The sequence below is a fragment of the Chitinophaga sp. Ak27 genome, assembly GCF_012726295.1.
Classification (GTDB): Bacteria; Bacteroidota; Bacteroidia; order Chitinophagales; family Chitinophagaceae; genus Chitinophaga.
In genome coordinates, this window is sequence record NZ_JABAOB010000008.1 from 42,663 (window position 1) to 60,806 (window position 18,144).

The 18,144-nt window shown below is 45.6% G+C and carries 10 protein-coding genes; 4 read left to right on the forward strand and 6 right to left on the reverse strand.

Going from position 1 to position 18,144, the window contains the following annotated elements; translation table 11 throughout:
* Positions 1-263: 263 nt before the first annotated feature.
* The 5 genes from HGH90_RS24130 to HGH90_RS24150 all read right to left on the reverse strand — a co-directional run bounded on the left by HGH90_RS24130 (position 264) and on the right by HGH90_RS24150 (position 8,059).
* A complete protein-coding gene (locus HGH90_RS24130) occupies positions 264-1,844 on the reverse strand; it encodes a SusD/RagB family nutrient-binding outer membrane lipoprotein (RefSeq protein WP_169192065.1) in 1,581 nt (526 codons plus the stop codon).
* A gap of 11 nt (positions 1,845-1,855) precedes the next feature.
* Entirely contained in the window at positions 1,856-5,341 is a 3,486-nt protein-coding gene (locus HGH90_RS24135) for a SusC/RagA family TonB-linked outer membrane protein (protein WP_169192066.1), read from the reverse strand.
* Between the two features lie 5 nt (positions 5,342-5,346).
* Complete coding sequence (locus HGH90_RS31855) at positions 5,347-6,372, reverse strand: FecR family protein (protein WP_169192067.1); 1,026 nt, start codon at positions 6,370-6,372, stop codon at positions 5,347-5,349.
* Positions 6,373-6,457: 85 nt separating this feature from the next.
* Positions 6,458-7,048, reverse strand: coding sequence for an RNA polymerase sigma factor (locus HGH90_RS24145; protein WP_168766295.1), 591 nt, complete (start codon positions 7,046-7,048; stop codon positions 6,458-6,460).
* 138 nt (positions 7,049-7,186) lie between these two features.
* A complete protein-coding gene (locus tag HGH90_RS24150; RefSeq protein WP_168766296.1) occupies positions 7,187-8,059 on the reverse strand; it encodes an AraC family transcriptional regulator in 873 nt (290 codons plus the stop codon).
* Between the two features lie 312 nt (positions 8,060-8,371).
* On the opposite strand from HGH90_RS24150, the gene HGH90_RS24155 reads away from it, so the two are divergent.
* The 3 genes from HGH90_RS24155 (at position 8,372) to HGH90_RS24165 (ending at position 14,808) form a co-directional block, all read left to right on the forward strand.
* The gene (locus tag HGH90_RS24155) at positions 8,372-9,397 is read left to right on the forward strand and encodes a LacI family DNA-binding transcriptional regulator (RefSeq protein WP_168766297.1); all 1,026 of its coding nucleotides are present in this window, start codon (positions 8,372-8,374) and stop codon (positions 9,395-9,397) included.
* Between the two features lie 513 nt (positions 9,398-9,910).
* Positions 9,911-13,192 carry a SusC/RagA family TonB-linked outer membrane protein gene (locus HGH90_RS24160; RefSeq protein WP_169192068.1) on the forward strand — a complete coding sequence of 1,094 codons (3,282 nt, stop codon included), beginning with the start codon at positions 9,911-9,913 and terminating at the stop codon, positions 13,190-13,192.
* A gap of 38 nt (positions 13,193-13,230) precedes the next feature.
* A complete protein-coding gene (locus tag HGH90_RS24165; protein ID WP_169192069.1) occupies positions 13,231-14,808 on the forward strand; it encodes a SusD/RagB family nutrient-binding outer membrane lipoprotein in 1,578 nt (525 codons plus the stop codon).
* An 87-nt stretch (positions 14,809-14,895) separates the two neighbouring features.
* Here the strand turns inward: HGH90_RS24165 and mutS are convergent, their stop codons facing one another.
* The gene (gene mutS, locus HGH90_RS24170; RefSeq protein ID WP_168766300.1) at positions 14,896-17,505 is read right to left on the reverse strand and encodes a DNA mismatch repair protein MutS; all 2,610 of its coding nucleotides are present in this window, start codon (positions 17,503-17,505) and stop codon (positions 14,896-14,898) included.
* Positions 17,506-17,551: 46 nt separating this feature from the next.
* Here mutS and HGH90_RS24175 point away from each other — a divergent pair, with 46 nt between their 5' ends.
* Entirely contained in the window at positions 17,552-18,097 is a 546-nt protein-coding gene (locus HGH90_RS24175; RefSeq protein ID WP_168766301.1) for a TrmH family RNA methyltransferase, read from the forward strand.
* The last annotated feature ends 47 nt before the right edge of the window (positions 18,098-18,144 follow it).

An 18,144-nucleotide genomic window follows, 5' to 3' on the forward strand; every position in this document is an offset into this window, starting at 1 on the left:
CATCCTGTTCCAGTTGTTTTGTAATATTTTTAATCAATAGCCGGACTCATAGGTACGTGCAAGGCCTCATCGCGTGTGGCAATGTCTATTCGGGTTGAGTCCTGTTATGTGTTTTTCTTACATGAAATGTTGTTTTTTATAACGTCTGTTTTTTACAGGCTGCATAGCTAAAAGCGCTGAAATAATGCGCTACACAAAAGGAGTCGGATGGAGTTGAAACTAGTACTATGTGATTTTAAATTTTTTTTAATTTTCTTTGAATGCTATCGAATGTCCCACCAGAGTGGTGTTCCCCCGGTGTCAGGGCCCTTCAGCGTGGTAATGGCAAGGGCTACCGCTTTGGGATTGGTGACGAGTTCTACCTGCGGCATGGGTAAGCGGCGGATAAATTTTTCTGTAGGGATGGTACCGCCGCTATTATTAATTACTACGGGGAATAACTTAGGATAACCGGTGCGCCTGAATTCTGTCCAGGCTTCCTGTCCTTCGGGAAACATGGCAATCCATTTCTGTGTGATAATACGTTCCAGTTTTTGTTCCCTGCCGGCATTTTCATCCCATTTAATGGTAATAGTGCTTAAGTGCGGATCGCCTGCAGATACATTGTTTTCAGGATTTTGAGGATCAACATATGGCTTAGGTTTGTCTATATTATTATTCATATAGTCGTTAACGTTACTAATGCCATATTGGTTGAAGGAAGTGGTAATACCGGCAGCATAGTTGTCGGCCGCGGTACCGGCGCCCTTCCAGCCATTTAATGCAGCTTCAGCTTTCAGAAACCAGGCCTCTGCAGCTGTCATAAACAGGATATTGCTGTTGAATTTTACCAGTTGGGAGAAGCCACTGTATTCTTCTTTCGCCGAAATACGGATGCCGTTACGGATGCCATGATACGCATTGGCGCCATCGTCGGTGGGGACAAAATAATGCGGTAGCCGGGGATCTTTATAACCTGTCAGGATAGATTCCATCGGCGCGCTCATGCGTATATCAGCCCAGGTATAACACATGATATTCAGCGGATGGGTTACAGGAGCAATGTTGATGGCAAAATTATCAGCAGGCGTTTTTAGCAACCCTAAAGGATGGCTGAGCGCTGCTTCTCCTTCCTGCCTTGCCTTTTGCGGATTAACGCCGGCAATACGGATGGCCAGGCGCAGTCGCAGGGTATTGGCAAACTTCACCCACTGCGCGTAGTCGCCCTTATAGGCCAGGTCGAATGAGGTGAAACGCTGCGCGGCATGCCGGTTGATATACGCGGTAAGTGTATCCACTGCTTCCCGCAAATCATTGAAAAATGCATTATAGGCTTGCTCCTGCGAATCGTAATCAATACCCATTTCATTGTTTAATACGCCATAATGCGTATACATAATGGGGCCGTAGATATCGCTGATGCGATGCATAGCCTCCACTTTAATAATCTGCGCCCATGCATAAAAATCGCTGTAGGTGCCTTTGGCCTTCTGTTGCGTGAAATCGCAGGACTTCATCACGTTGGTATAGGTAACCTGCCAGGGACGGTTGTTCCAATAATACAGCAGCCCGTAATTGGTGTTGTTGATATTGCCTTCAAAAGGAGTGGGCGACATCATATATCCCGAGAAGATATCAGCATTCAGATTTTGCTGCAGCTGTGCAGTAGGAGGGTCGTTGTAAATCAACAGGCACAGCTGCGCCTGTGATAACGGTTCCCCCATTAGGCGATAGTCCGCCGCCAGGTCCTCTTCATTAAAGTCATAAGGATTGGTGTTGATCTCATCAAACTTTTTCGTACATGCGCTTACCAGCATAATTGCCACCAGGGCAAATAATGTGGATATGTTCCTCCTGCTGTTCATTGGTGACCATTTTAAATACCTAATCTTAAATTGATTCCCATACTGCGTAAAGGCGGCAGCCCGAATACATCTACTCCCTGCAAGCCATTGCCTGTACCCATGGATACTTCCGGATCGAAAGGTGCATGCAGCTCAAAGAAGAACAGGTTCCTGCCGATAATACCGGCCCTTACGCTACGTATCCATTTCCATTTTAACGGAATACGGTAACTCAGGCTCAATTCCCTCAGTCGTATATTGGTGGCGTCATACATATACATTTCGCCAATACCGGCCCTGGAGCCAATGGTGGTATAATAAGTCTGCGCATCTATTTTGCCGGTGTAGGGGCTGCCGTTTTTATTCACTGCATTAATGGATACGCCTCCATTATCGCGGGCCCGGGCACTCACTTCACTTACGCCATACCAGTCGAGCACGGCCTGCGTTACGCTCATAACCTTACCGCCAAAACGGCCGTCTATCAAAAAGCTCAGGTTGAAATTTTTATAGTCGATGCTGTTATTCCAACCCAGGGTGAAATCAGGATTCGGATTCCCTACTTTTTTAAACGCATTGCGCGACTGCAGTTTACCTGCGCCATCCAGTATATACGCGCCATGATCATCTTTTACTAACTCTTTGTTTGAGTAAATATCTCCCCATGATCCTCCTTCCATAATAAAGGAGCCAAACATATTTACCCCGAAGTCCGTCAATATAAACATGCTGCTGCTGTCGGCGCCTATAATCCGGGAGTTGGACAAGGAAACGATTTTATTCTTATTGGCGGCGAAGTTGAGGGTGCTGGTCCAGGAAAGAGCTTTGTTTCGTATGGGCATGAGCGTTAGTGTGGCTTCCCATCCCTGGTTTTGGATATTCCCCATGTTCAGATAGTAAGTACTGAACCGGTAGCCCGGTGGCGCGGGAATCTCCATATATTGTTTGTAGTTGTTGTTCTTATAGAAGGTAAGATCGGCCGTCACCCTGTTTTTAAACAGATGCGCTTCCATACCTATTTCAAACGAGCGGTTGTCTTCCGGCTCCAGGGTCAGGCCAGGGTAAAGCGTGCGTTGGTTCAATATTACCCGGGTAACCCCGGCAATAGTTTGCAGGGTAAACGAAGCGGGGCGGGACGAGTAAGCCGCAATATCATTGCCTACCCGGGCATACGAAATGCGGGAACGGAGGAAGTCAATGCCGGCCGGCATCTTAAACATTTCACTCCACACCGCAGAAAGACCGGCGGAATAATAGAAGTAGCCCTTATTCTTGGTGTTGGTAAATGCAAAAGTGCTCGACCAGTCGTTACGCCCGGTAATATCTAAGAACAGGAAGTTTTTAAACCCGGTTTGTACGTTGCCAAACAGGGCTTGTAGCTGCTTCTGGTCAATGCCATGTTGCGCATCCAGCGAGGAACTCCAGATATTGGAGATAGAAAATTTATTGGGATAAATTAGGCCCGGATCCGCATTGGGATTGGAGCCATTGAAAGTGCGTTCATGTGCTTTGGTGTCGGTAATGCTGGCGCCCAGGTTACCCGCCAGGTGCAGCCAGCTGTTGATCTTGCTGCTGGCATTTACCATGAGGTCTCCGTATAACTGGGTATTGAATTCTCGCTCCTGGGTATAGCGGCCATTGGAACCTGCCAACACAATCTGTGTACCGGCATATGCTTCCAGCTCATACTGGTCGAGCGATTTATCAAAGTTGCCACGGCTTTTTATGGATAGCCAGTTGTTCAGCTGCCAGGTGAGCGACAGGGTGGCTAACCCCCTGTACCTGGAATCGAGGCGTAGGTTGCGTTGCAGCGCCCACATCGGGTTTTGCTGATCATCTTGCCCTATCCATTTTTTATCGCTGCGGATGTTCCACCAGTTTTGCAGGTACAGGTTACGATCCGTATCGAAGTATTCAAAGTTGCTTTTGTAGTAATCAAAATCCAATCCCCTTGGAAAGGTATACAGCCCCGAAATAGGGCTGTAGTAGAGGCCGGACGACAATCGGTTTACTGTATTTTGGGCCGTAAAGGATACATTCGCGTCCATCACCAGTTTGTCGTTGAGCAGCTTTAATGTTTCCCGTAAATTAACAGTATGCCGGTCAAACCGGTTGGTAGGCAGAATACCTTTGTTCGAGGTGTTGGCATAGGAAAAATAGCTTTGTGCGGTTTCGGTGCCACCGCTGAAAGCCACGGTATTGGTCCAGGTAGACCCGGTTTGGTAAAATGCTCTTACATGATCCGGTGCTTGTATGGACTTGCCCCAGCTGCCAAGCGATCCGGGTTGTGGCGTGCCTACATGGTCTACACCCGGGGGATCTGTCTGTGCATACCGGTATTGTAATTTTGGCAGCAGGGACGGCATTTCCAGGGTATAGTCGGAGGAAACATCGATTTTACTGCGGCCGGCTTTCCCTTTTTTGGTGGAGATAAGGATAACGCCGTTGGCGGCCTGGCTGCCGTATAGAGCGGCCGCAGAAGCGCCTTTAAGGATGCTGATGCTTTCAATGTCATCAGGGTTGATATTGGAGATACCATCGCCGCCATCGCGGCCCCCAGCGCCTATGATATTATGCGATTGTCCCCATACATCGGCTGGTTGAGAAGGGGTGTTGTTAACGTATGGTACGCCGTCTACGATATACAGCGGTTGATTTTCCCGGGTGGATTTATTGCCTCTTAGCACCACGCGTACGGAGCCGCCTACGCCGGAGGCGTTGCAGGTAATGGTAGCACCTGCCGTTTTCCCGTTCAGGGAATTCATGAAATTAACGTCTTTTACCAGCTGTAAATCATCGCCACCCAGTTGTTGGGTAGCATAGGGCAGTTCTTTCACTTTTTTCTGGAGGCCCAGCGCGGTAACGACCAGCTCATTCAGTGCTTTCACATTTTCCTGGAGGCGTACGTCTATTACATTTTCAGTGTACACTACTACTTCACGGTTAACGAAGCCGATAGAGCTGAATACAAGGACGTCGCCGGTGCTGGCTTTAATGGTAAAACCAGCATCGGCGTTTGATTGTGTTCCTTTGTTTGTATGTTTTATCTGGATGGTAACTCCGGGGAGCGGCGTGCCTTTGTTATCGCGTACAATCCCTGTAATATCTCGTTCCAGTGATACATGATTCAGCAAGTCTACGCTGGGTGACGATGTTTTTTCACTCGCGGTCCCCACTATGATTTTGTTATTGATCTGGGTAAACTTTAGTCCGCTTTGTACTGACATTAACGTGAGCACTTCTTCGATGGGTGTTTTGGTGCAGTTTAACGTAATCTTTTTCTTCAGGTTAAGATCAGCTTTGTCGTAATGAAAGTTTAGTCCTGTTTTTGCCGAAATTTCGGCCATTACATCTTCCAGGTTTTTATTTTTAACCTGGATGGTGACGACAATATCTGTGGGCGGGTCGGGTAATTGCGTGATGGCACTAGTCATGGTGTTCAGGCTACCCGCCAACAGGAGTGTCAGCATCAACCCCATGGATACAAACCACTTCACGGGGCACGGCTTTACCCTCATATGAACTAGTTTTGATTTTGCAAATAAACGGTATCGTTTTTAATGGTATAAGAAAGTGATTTTGCCAGGCAGATAATATCCATAACCTCTTTAAGGTTTTCGTTTTTGAAGGAGCCGTTGTAATTCCATTCTTTTTTGTCGCTGTTATTTATAACGGTCACACTGTAACGATTTTCGATGCCGGTTACGATTTCATTGTAGGGAGCATCTCTGAATACCAGGTATCCCTGTTTCCACCCGGTAATGTCATCTGGTTTACTGAAGCTGGTTTTTACCAGGTGCAGGGAAATGCGGTCGTAGCTGATCTGTTCACTGGGGAGCAGGATGAGTGAGGCCGATTGCTGACTGGCATTCAGCTGGTCAATTTTTACTTTACCGGTGAGGAGGGCTACGGTCACTTTTTGTTCGCTGGCATAGGCGCGGATATTGAAAGATGTACCTAATGCGGTGGTGGCCAGGTCGCCGGCTTTTACCACAAAGCTGCGGGCAGGATCGGCAGCTACATTAAAAAACGCCTCTCCTTCCAGTAATACCACGGCGCGGATGTTGTTACCAAAGTGCTCAGGGTAAAGCACTTTACTCCCGGCATTCAACTCCAGGCTGCTGCCATCTTCGAGGGTAATACTTTCTTTATTGCCTTTGCCAGTGGTCACTTCTACAAACCCATCCCGCACTACGCGATGTCCCTGGTTGGCGGCCAGGGCTGCGGCATGGTTGCCTGCTGGTAAAGGCGTTACCTGTTTGGGCTGGTTGAGCCAGAAAATGCCTACGGCCAACAGGAAAACTGCAGCAGCTACAATGGCATACCAGTAGCGGGCATACAACGGCTTTACCCGTGGTGCCGGCGTTATTTGTTGATTCAGCTGTATTTTTAGGCTGTTCAGCTCCCGGTCCAGTTCTCTTTCATCTACGTAGGTGGACTGGTGACGATTTATGTTTTCAAACCACTGATCTACAATAGCTGCTTCCTCCGGTGAGCATTTCCCCTGGTTATATCGTTCCAGCAATATTTTGATCTGTTCTGTGTCCACCTGCTCGGAATTTTATGTGTTCTTAAGTCGGAATAACGTGGAAATAGTACCATCGCCACCCGGTATTTTTTATGAAATACCCGGTTTAGATGAAGAAATAGCGGATCAGCAGAACGCAAAGGAGGATAAGATCCGTTTTGGCATAGCTGGCCCTCAATATTTTTAGTGCTTTGGTGATTTGGTTTTTAACCGTTTGCTGCGATAGCCCCAGGTGATCGGAGATCTGTTCTACGCTTAGATTTTCAAACCTGCTCAGCATAAAGATTTCCTTCATGCGTTCGGGGAGGTGGTTAATCGCCTCAAATAGTTCCTGGGTCCTTACTTTATTGTCTACCGTGTCTGCAATAGAATGGGGTTGCGCATCGAAGTGCTCAATCAATTGTTGCAGGTACTTGCGATAGGTGGCGTTTTTCCGGTAAATGTCAATGATTTTGTAGCGGGCTACCTGGTATAGGTATGCTTTCAATGATTCTTTCAGTACCAAAGAGTGCCGCTTCTCCCATAGGGAAATAAAGAGCTCCTGCAGTACATCTTTGCTGACTTCTGCCGCGTCGAGCTTGCTGTATATAAATAAATACAGCATTTTACTGTAGCGGTCATAAATGGCATTGAAGGCTGCACTATCATCGCTTTTTAACAGCGATACTAACTGGTTATCGGAATAACTGCTGTACATTGAATGACAGTAGTAATTAAGCGTTTTGGTTGATAATTACTGAAATGAATGTAAGAAGAAAATTTTGATATTCTGAAATTTGACAGCCAACTTTTTAAAATAACTAAATAACCAAATACTAAAATAATTATATTTTTATCATGCTTCCTTCAGGCGGAGCTCATTCTTATACTCCTTGGGTGTTTTGCCCACGATCTCTTTGAAGAAGCGGTTGAAGTTGGAGAGGTTTTTAAACCCGCAGGAATAGGCGATTTCGGCGATAGACCAGTCTTCTTCTGTTAGGCGCTTGCAGGCATGGCCAATGCGCACTTCATTTAAAAACTGGACAAATGATTTTTTGGTGCGGTTCTTAAAGAAGCGGCAAAATGACTGTGGCGACAGGTTGGTGATGCTGGCTACATCCTGCAGGGAGATTTCTTTGGAGAAGTTATTCATCACATATTTGAACACTTCATCGATCTTATGATTGTCTTTTACATTGTAGGCATGGGAATAACCAGTGCTGGCCAGGTAATAACAATCGCGTGTTTCTGATAATGTTTTGAGGATGTTGAGCAGTGAAATAATGCGGTCCAGTCCTTCTTTCCGGGGAAGGGCCAGTATCTCGGTTTTCAGCAGTTCATGGGTGGCGCCAGTGATTTTCATACCCCGCTGTGCCCGGTGAAACAACTCACTGAGTGCTTTAGTTTCCGGTAATCCATAAAATTTCTCCCCGAAAATATCCTTTGGGAAATAGATGACCACCGACCGCGCTTTTAAATCATCGCCCTTGTAGTATTCTTCTTCATTATACCATACGTGCGGGATATGCGGTCCAAGAAACACCATGTCGCCTTCCTCAAAGCTTTCAATGCTATCTCCCACAATTCGCTTCCCGTGGCTTTCCGTAACATATACTAACTCACATTCCGGGTGGAAGTGAAACGGCGTATTGAAATATGGATCACTCCTCTCTATAATAGTGATCTGGTTATCGGCAAAAGCCCCAACTTTAATAAGGATGGGTTTCATTCATGTATTAATTTAAGCTACTATATTACTGCGACAGTCCTATACTTTATTACCATAGCCATTATGCCCCCTTGGGGAACTCCTATGCTGGCAGGTGTGTTGTATACAGATTGTCCTATGAATGTTGCCAAGTTATTAAAAATTGGTTAAAAAAACATCATTTTGTCCAAAATAACCTTTTATATGACGGAAAGGGGCCACCCAGTTAGGGATAAGTTTTTCAATGTAGCTTGGAATAATTAATACAACAACGTAATTTTCAACTTCATTTTGTAAATTACGCAGGGCTAAATCGATGTAGCGTTTTTTTCTATGAAAGGGATCTCTATTAAAGATATTGCGAAACAGGCCGGTGTATCTCCTACAACGGTATCTTTTGTGCTTAATGGCAAGGCAAAAGAAAAAAGGATCAGCGAACAGGTAAGTAAGAAAATCCAGAAAATTGCCGCCCGGCTAAAATATAAGCCCAATCAGCTGGCCCGCGGATTACGTACCGGTAAAACAAAAACTATTGGTCTCATTGTAGAAGATATTGCCAACAACTTTTTTGCTTCACTCGCCAAAGTGGTGGAAGATGAAGCAGATAAATATGGCTACAAAGTACTTTACGGCAGCACGGAAGATAATACAGAGAAAGCAAAAGGCCTGTTGGAAGTATTGAAGTACCGGCAGGTAGATGGATATATCATCACGCCTACTAAAAATCTTGATAAGGAGATAGAATTGCTGCAGAGCGCCTCCAAACCGCTGGTATTAATGGATCGCTACTTCCCGCATATCAACAGCAGCTATGTGGTGCTCAACAATTATAAAGGCGCCTACGATGCCACTACCCATCTGATTGCACAGGGATATAAAAAGATTGCCATCGTTACCATCGCATCAGAACAAACCCAGATGAAAGATCGCCTGGATGGTTTTGTGGCTGCACTGAAAGAACATAAAATACCTTTTAATAAATCGCTGGTGAAGCGCCTCGCTTTTGACCTCGACAGGGAGAGCTTCAACACCGAAATAAAGAAATTTCTCACCTCCGTAAAAGATCTTGATGCAGTTTTCTTTGCTACCAACTACCTCGGTATTGCCGGTATTGAAAGTATCCGTTCCCTGGGCTGGGAAATAGGCAGGGAGATTGGCCTCGTTGGCTTTGATGATCATGATCTTTTCCGCCTGCACAGTCCCTCTATTACCTGCGTATCGCAACCTATTGCCAGCATCGGGAAAAACATCGTGGAAGTGCTGATGAATGAATTAAACCACCCGGGATCGCCTTCCAGGCAGGTCGTACTGGCGCCGGAACTGGTGGTACGCGCATCTTCTTTAAAACAGAAAGCATAAAGCGTAAAGCAAAAAGCTATTGAGGAGAATGACCAAAGCGATTTTATAATATTCGCCAAGATCATTCTCCTCAATAGCTTTTTGCTTTACGCTTTGCTTTCTACTCTTCTCAATAATGCTATTTTAATTTCAAAGGATAGTATTTTCGCAATCTTAACGAGCTGTTAACGAGAAATAAAAAAATTGTTAAATCTTTTTTGCACTTCTCGTAATTATCCCTAAGTTTGGAATCGATTATTTTGATTTTTATGAAAAACTTGTAGTGAAATGAGATGTGAGGGCGTTACACAGGTTTTTTTTTACGGAAACATGCTAAAACGTTTTACTACAGGCCAACTGTCAGAATTACGCTGAATGCCAATGGAGTAATTCCATGCTATTTTTAAGGACGGAAACTTTCAATTAACCATTAGGATTCCTGTGCAATGCAGGGACCTTGGTGCGGGGATTCCCATGCCTTTTATGCTTATGTGTCTGATTCACTTGTTATAATTCACTAAACCAAAGGAAGCTATGCGAAGATCACTTCTTCTCACCACGTTGCTTTTCTTATGCTGCTGTATTACTGCATGGGCGCAGGGTAAGAAAGCTGTTACGGGTACTGTTAAAGACGTAAAAGGAACGTTTTTACCAGGAGTAACCGTCAAAGAGAAAAACGCATCCAACGGCGCTACTACCGGCCCGGATGGAAAATTTACCATTCAGGTAGCACCAGGTGCTACCCTCATTTTTTCCTATATAGGATTTACCAACCAGGAAGTGGCTGCTGATGGACAGTCGCCATTGAACATTGTATTAAAAGAAGATAATAAGAATCTGAATGAGGTGGTAGTAACCGCCATGGGTATTAAGAGAGAAGCGAAAGCGCTGGGGTATGCGGTAAGTACAGTAAGTTCAAAGGAAATTACCGAAAGCGGTGCTACCAACTTTGCTTCAGCATTGTATGGTAAAGCTGCCGGTGTAAAAGTCGTTACTGCTCCGGGTGGTGCGTCCAGCGGTGTATCTGTTCAGGTAAGAGGTGTTTCCTCCGTGGCACTGAATACACAACCACTTTACGTAGTAGATGGCGTACCATTAAGAAACTTCAACGATCCTACCACTAACAGCTTTGGTACTACTGGTGGAAGAGTGGATGGTAACGGCGCATTGGATATCAACCCGGAAGACATTGAATCCCTGACCGTATTGAAAGGCGCCAGTGCCACTGCGTTGTACGGTTCTGAAGCCAACAATGGCGTGATCGTTATCACCACTAAGAAAGGTACCAAAGGTCGCGGTCTGAATGTAGACGTAAATTATGTATACAACCAGGAAAGACTGGCAACAGTACCGGATTACCAGAACGAATACGGACCAGGTTACGATGCCGCCACCAACTTACAGGTAGGTGCCGATTCCGATGGCTGGATTAAAGATGCTAACGGTGCAATGCACCCTTACTATCGCGCTTATGATCAATTCGGTCCTAAGTTCGATGGTCGTGATGTAAGATACTGGGACGGTACTACCCGTAAGTATGTTGCACAGAAAGATAACTATAAAGACTTCTTCCAGAAAGGCTATAATTCTGCCGCTAACGTCGCCATTTCAAATGCAGGCGATATGGGTAGCTTCCGTTTCTCTTACAATCGTGTAGATTATAAGAGCATCATGCCAGGGAGTAATATGTATAAAAATAACTTCAATTTCAATGGTACGTTGAAACTGAGTGACAGAGTAAGCGTAGATCTCGTATCTACTTATAACAACAACTTTGTACACAATCGTCCCAATGTAATGAGCAACATATTCGGTTCATTCGATGGCTTCTTTAGCCGCTTCGATGACATGGGTACGTTCTTCAATAAATACCAGACAAGTCATGGTTATAAGTATGTGGATTTTACTAACAACCAGTACGATCAGGACGAGAAACTGGCATATCGTTTCAGGGCTACTAACCTGATGGATTACCTGTGGAATAACCTGCGTAACAGTTACGACGAAACGCAGAACCGCTTTATTAACAGTGCAACCCTGAATGTTAGTATTCTGAATAATTTACGCTTCAGAGGCAGACTGGGTGGTGATTTCACTAATGTTGCCACTACTGATCAGCAATACAACACTAAACCTTCTATCTACGGATTTACAGGTCAATATGCGATCAACAACCGCAACAACAATTCCTTCTATGGCGATGCGATGTTGATTTATAACCCTAAAGTATCTAAAGACCTGGATCTTACTGTTACCGGTGGTTACATGGCGCGTAAGCAGACTTACAAAAACATGTACACCCAAACGAAAGGTGGTTTGATGGAAGAAAACTGGTTCAGTTTAGCTAACTCCGCAGATCCATTAGGAGCTACAGGCGTTCGTGCTAAGCAGATTGACATCGCCGGTTTCGGTATGTTGAACCTTGCCTATAAAGGCTTCTTGTTCCTGGAAGGAACCGGTCGGTATGAATCAACTTCTACTTTACCAGTAAAGAATAACAAATATTTCTATCCATCCGTGAACGCAGGCTTCCTGCTTTCTGAAGTAGCGAAACTGCCTTCATTTATTGATTACGCGAAGCTCCGCGCTTCTTTCGGTCTGGTAGGTAACCACCCGAACATGTATCAGGCTAACGTGGCATACACGCCGTATATCGTTACGTTGAGCAAGAATAACATTCCTTATCAGCAATCCAGTCCAAATTCATTTGGAAATGAAGAGCTGCAGTCTGAAAGAAAAAGAGAAGTGGAGTTTGGCTTGGAAACTAGGTTGTTCAAAAATAAAATTGGGGTAGACTTCAGTTACTACAACAATAAAATCATGAACCAGATCCTGTACATGACTACTCCTGGATCTGCTGGTGCTACATCACAAATCATGAATGCTGGCGACCTGACCAACTACGGTTTTGAAACAGCTATTAATGCCAGCCCGATTTCTACTAAAGATTTCCGCTGGACTACCCGTTTCAACTTTGCAATCAACAGAAACAGGTTAGCTGCACTGAGAGATGGTCAGACCACCCTGACAATGAACCCATATGATGGTGGTTATCTGTTAATCAGATCTAATATCGGCGAATCTTTGGGTAATATCTACGTACACCCGGCTAATAAGGATGCGAATGGTAACAAAATCGTAAACCAGGATGGTATTTATACTACCAACACCGGTGCTTACGAATATGCTGGTAACATTATGCCTAAAGTAGTGGGAGGTTTCTCCAACTCCCTCAGTTATAAAAACTTTACGCTCGACTTTACCCTGGATTATCGCTTAGGTGGCAACCTGGTATCAATTCCATACTACTATCAGATTGGTGCAGGTATGTTTAACAGTACCCTGCAGTACAGAGATGCCGCTCATGGTGGTATTTCTTACGATCCGATCGACTACGCTTCCGGTAATCTGGTAGCCAATCCAAATGGTTCCAAACACGATGGGGTGATCCTCCCAGGTGTAACTGCTGATGGTAAAAAGAACGAAAAAGTGATTACTGCGGCTCAATACTATATGAATCAGTATGATTGGGAAACTAACGGACTATATGAAAATGCAGTATTCAAAAACAGCTACATCAAAGTACGTGAGGTAACACTGGCTTATAACATGCCTAAAAGCATCGTTGAAAAAATGCACTTCCAGTCGCTTCAGTTATCACTGATTGGCAGAAACCTGTTCTATCTGTGGAAGACGCTGCCTAAAGGCCTCGACCCGGAAGTAGCAGTAGGCTCTTCCTGGCTGAATCAGGGAGTTGACGGTGGTACTATGGGACCAACAAGAAGCCTGGGTGCCAGCATCCGTGCCCGTTTCTAGTAAGATACTGATTTGTAAAACGAACTTAACAGATTAAAATGAAACGTCTCTTAATAAATTCTTCACTGCTTATCTTACTGGTGGCTACCTTTAGTTCCTGTAAGAAACAAATAGCGGACGCTTATCCCAATCCGGAGTTACAAACTACCGGATCTATGAGCAAACTGTTCAGCGGTATGTTTTTAAATAAGCGTATGCGCCCTTCTTATTGGGATTTTGCTACATTTATACTACCTACTACCGGCGCATTTTCGCAAATGACTGCGATGCCGGCTTCCAACAAAATGTATATTCCTTCTTTATCTTATACAGAAAATCGGTGGGTGGATTTTTATGCTGGATCTAAAGCTGATGATAACGACTATAATTATGTTGGTCCCGGTATCATGGCTAATTATCGCGAAATGGAAACTACCTATGGTCAGTTAACTGCTGACCAACAGACCCAACAAGCGATTTTCCTCAATTGTGGTAAAGTAGTACTTTATGATCAGGCTGCACAGTTGGTAGATCTCTGGGGAGATATTCCTTTCACAAAGGCAGGGTCTTTGAATACTGACCGTGTGGTTAACCCGGCACCTTTCGATGATGCCGCTGCCATCTATGATCAGGCTATCGCTGATTTGGACAAACTGAACAGCTATTTCGCAACTGCACAGTTATCCATTGAAACGCAGGCTTCCTTTAAAAGAGCAGATATCCTGCTGGGAGGAGACCTCATGGCATGGAGAAGATATGCTAACTCTCTGCGTCTGCGCTTGTTGATGCATACCTCTTATGTAAAGGAAAGCACTGCCAAGGCGGCCGTTACTGCTATGTTGGGTAATCCCACACAATATCCCCTGATTAGCGACAATACACAGAATGCGGTGGTTAAAATGAGCCCGACTACCCTGAAAAGCGATATCCAGAGCGCATTGACTGGTAGCCCCTACGCTCCTGCATTTCTGCTGGATACCGTAATGGCGGCTAACAACGATCCTCGTACAGACGTATACTGGGATGCAGGAACAAAAGGTATGAAAGGATTTGCAACTAACGGTACTACTACCGACTATGACAAAGGAGGATTTGCTACCTACGATACTGCTACTTTCTTCAATAACTACAATATACCAGGTGTTATTTTCACTGCAGCTGAAGTTAGTTTCCTAAAAGCAGAAGCCGGCGAAAGATGGGGTGTTGGTTCACCGCAAACAGATTATGAAAATGGAATTGCTCAATCTGTTGGGTTCTATTATTCTATTAATCAGTCTGCCTATTTCAGCAGTGGTACATGGCCAATCCTGCCAACACCATCCGGTACTGTCATCAGCGCCTTTATCGCTAAGCCAGCTGTAGCCTATACAGGCACTTCTCAACAAAAGTTGGCGAAGATCTGGACGCAGAAATGGGTAAACTTCTTCATTCTCCAAGCAGGTGAAGCATGGACAGAAGTAAGACGCACCGGTTACCCGGCATTGCCTTTCGCACTGGCGCCGGCTGCCGGCGGTGCTACTACACCTCCTCAGCGTTTGCTATATCCTGCTACTGAACAGATATACAACCCTGATAACTACGCTAAAGTGGCCGCTAAAGATAAAGCCGATATCAAGATTTTCTGGGACGTACGCTAATCAAGTCTCAAATCATCGTTACAATAAAAAAACATCCCGTTTCGGACTTTCCGAAACGGGATGTTTTTTTTATACCTGTTGGATCATTTATCCAATCATATTCTTGATCTCACTCAGCTTCAGCAGCGCTTCTACCGGTGTTAACCGGTTAATGTCCACATGATCCAGCTTCTGCCGGATTTCCTGGAAAACATCGCTGTGCGCATCAAAGATATTCAGCTGTAATTTTTGAGATGGCGTGCTGATATGCTTCACGTTTTTCTGTAATGGTGCTTCAATATGTTTTTCTTCGAGATGAGATAACACTTCGTTGGCACGGTTAATCAGTTCCGGCGGCATGCCTGCCATCCGGGCTACGTGAATACCAAAGCTATGGCGGCTGCCTCCCGGCGCCAGCTTACGCAGGAAAATTATTTTGTTGCCTGATTCCATATTGGTGATATGGAAGTTTTTGACCCGGGCATGTTTATTTTCCAGCTCATTCAATTCATGATAGTGAGTGGCGAACAATGTTTTCGGGCAACAGGCAGTCATATCGTGCAGGTATTCCACAATGCTCCAGGCAATGGAAATACCGTCGTACGTGCTGGTACCGCGACCAATTTCATCGAGGATAACCAGGCTGCGGTCGGTGATATTGTTGATAATACTGGCAGTTTCATTCATTTCTACCATGAAGGTGGATTCGCCGCCGCTCAGGTTATCTGAAGCGCCTACACGGGTAAATATCTTGTCGGTTAAGCCAATATCTGCACTGGTGGCCGGAACAAAGCTGCCCATATGCGCCATGAGAGTAATCAGCGCGGTTTGCCGCAGCAGGGCCGATTTACCGCTCATATTGGGTCCTGTGAGGATAATGATCTGCTGCGATGCCTTGTCCAGCGTGAGGTCGTTGGACACGTATGTTTCGCCGGCAGGCAATCCTCTTTCAATAACGGGGTGCCGCCCTTCTTTGATCACCAGATCGAAGCCTTCATTGATATTGGGCCGGCGATATTTATATTGAACCGCATTCTGTGCAAAGCACAACAGGCAATCTAATCGGGCAAATACCTGCGCATCTTCCTGTACCGGTAAAATGAACGACTGTAATGCTTGCACTAACTCGTCGAATAACCGGGTTTCCAGCGCCAGGATCTTTTCTTCTGCGCCTACAATCTTTTCTTCATATTCTTTCAGCTCCGGTGTGATATATCGTTCAGCATTGGCCAGCGTTTGTTTACGCATCCAACGCTCGGGCACTTTATTTTTATGGGTGTTGGTTACCTCCAGGTAATAGCCGAACACATTGTTGAAGGCTATTTTAAGGGAAGGGATGCCTGTAGCTTCCGATTCTTTCTGTTGTATTTGTAGCAGGTAGTCTTTGCCTTTGCTGGCAATGTTGCGTAGTTCATCCAGTTCGGCATTCACACCTTCCTGGATTACACCGCCCTTGTTGACCAATACTGGAGGGTTCTCCATAATTTCATTGAGAATACGTTCCAGCAATGGCTTACAAGGATCCAGTTTTTCGTGTAGCCGCAGGAGGTAGTCACTGCTGCTTCCGGCCAGCATGGCTTGTACCGCTTCTACCTGTTGCAGTGAGCGGGCCAGCTGCATCACTTCCCGGGGATTAATTTTTTTCAGTGGTATTTTAGAGACCAATCTCTCCAGGTCGCCGGTTTGCTTCAGGTGATGTACCAGGGCTTTGGAGAAATCAGTTTCCTTTATGAGATAAGCTACGGTGTCCAGTCGCTCGTTGATGGCTTTAATATCGCGCAAGGGAAATACCATCCAGCGTTTGAGCAGGCGGGCGCCCATGGGGGTAACGGTATTATCCAGCACTTTCAGCAGGGTATGCCCATTTTCCACGCTGCTGTTGAGCAGCTCCAGGTTACGTACGGTGAAACGGTCCATCCACAGGAAATCATCCTGGCTGATCCGTTGCATGCGGGTAATGTGTTGCAGGTTGGGATGCTCCGTGTCTTTCAGATAGTGAAGCGTAGCACCGGCTGCAATGAGTGCCGCCGCCAGTCCATCTACGCCGAATCCCTTGAAGGAATGGGTCTGAAAATGTTTGAGTAATATTTCCTCGGCATAAGTGGTGGTAAATATCCACTCATCCATCGTATAAGTATAGAACCGGCTGCCGAAGGTGGCTTTAAAGTGTTTCTGCTGCTGTTTGGCAAAGAGCACTTCTGCCGGACGGAAACTTTGCAGGAGTTTATCTACATATTCTTCACTGCCCTCTGCTACAAAAAATTCACCGGTAGAAATATCCAGGAAGGATACGCCGGTGGTATCGGTGCCAAAATGTACGGCAGCCAGGAAGTTGTTGCTCGAATTTTCCAGCAGCTTGTCATTGATGGCTACGCCGGGCGTCACCATTTCCGTTACTCCCCGTTTTACAATGCCTTTTACAGTTTTAGGGTCTTCCAGTTGGTCGCATACTGCCACCCGGTGACCTGCTTTTACCAGTTTATGCAGATAAGTATCTAACGAATGATGGGGAAATCCTGCCAGATCCACGTAGGATGCAGATCCATTGGCCCTTTTGGTTAACACGATGCCCAGCACCCGGGCGGCGATGACCGCATCTTCATTAAATGTTTCATAAAAGTCGCCCACACGGAACAACAGTACGGCATCGGGGTATTTATCCTTGATAGCCTTATGTTGTTGCATGAGCGGGGTTTCTTCCGATTTACTTTTTGCCATGGCGCAAATATATAAAACTCATCCCATCCTATTATCTTTGCAGGTGATGAGAAAATTAAGCATGGATGAACTGGGCCGGAAAACGGTCGCCGAGTTCAAGGCCGCCGATAAAACGCCTATTGTACTGGTGCTGGATAATATACGCAGCATGCATAATGTAGGCTCCGTATTCCGTACCGCTGATGCTTTCCTGGTACAAGGTATCATACTTTGCGGGTACACCCCGGTGCCTCCTCACCGTGATATTAATAAAACAGCCCTGGGTGCTACGGAAACGGTAGAGTGGCAGTACTTCGATACTACCGTGGCGGCGGTACAGGAGCTGAAAGCCGCCGGTTACCAGGTGATGGCAATAGAACAGGCGGTCAACAGCCATATGCTGGACCAGTTTATACCGCCCACCGATCAGCCATTGGCGCTGGTTTTCGGAAATGAAGTGAGCGGGGTAGACACGGAAGTGATGAAAGTGGTGGATGGCTGTATAGAAATTCCCCAGTTAGGTATGAAACATTCTTTGAATATTTCTGTGAGCACTGGTATCGTAGTTTGGGATATCTTTGTAAAACTGGCGGCCTTCAACCGCCGCGGATAACGGCAGCACATAAACTTTTTTTAATAAATAGCGAGTGGTATTAAAGC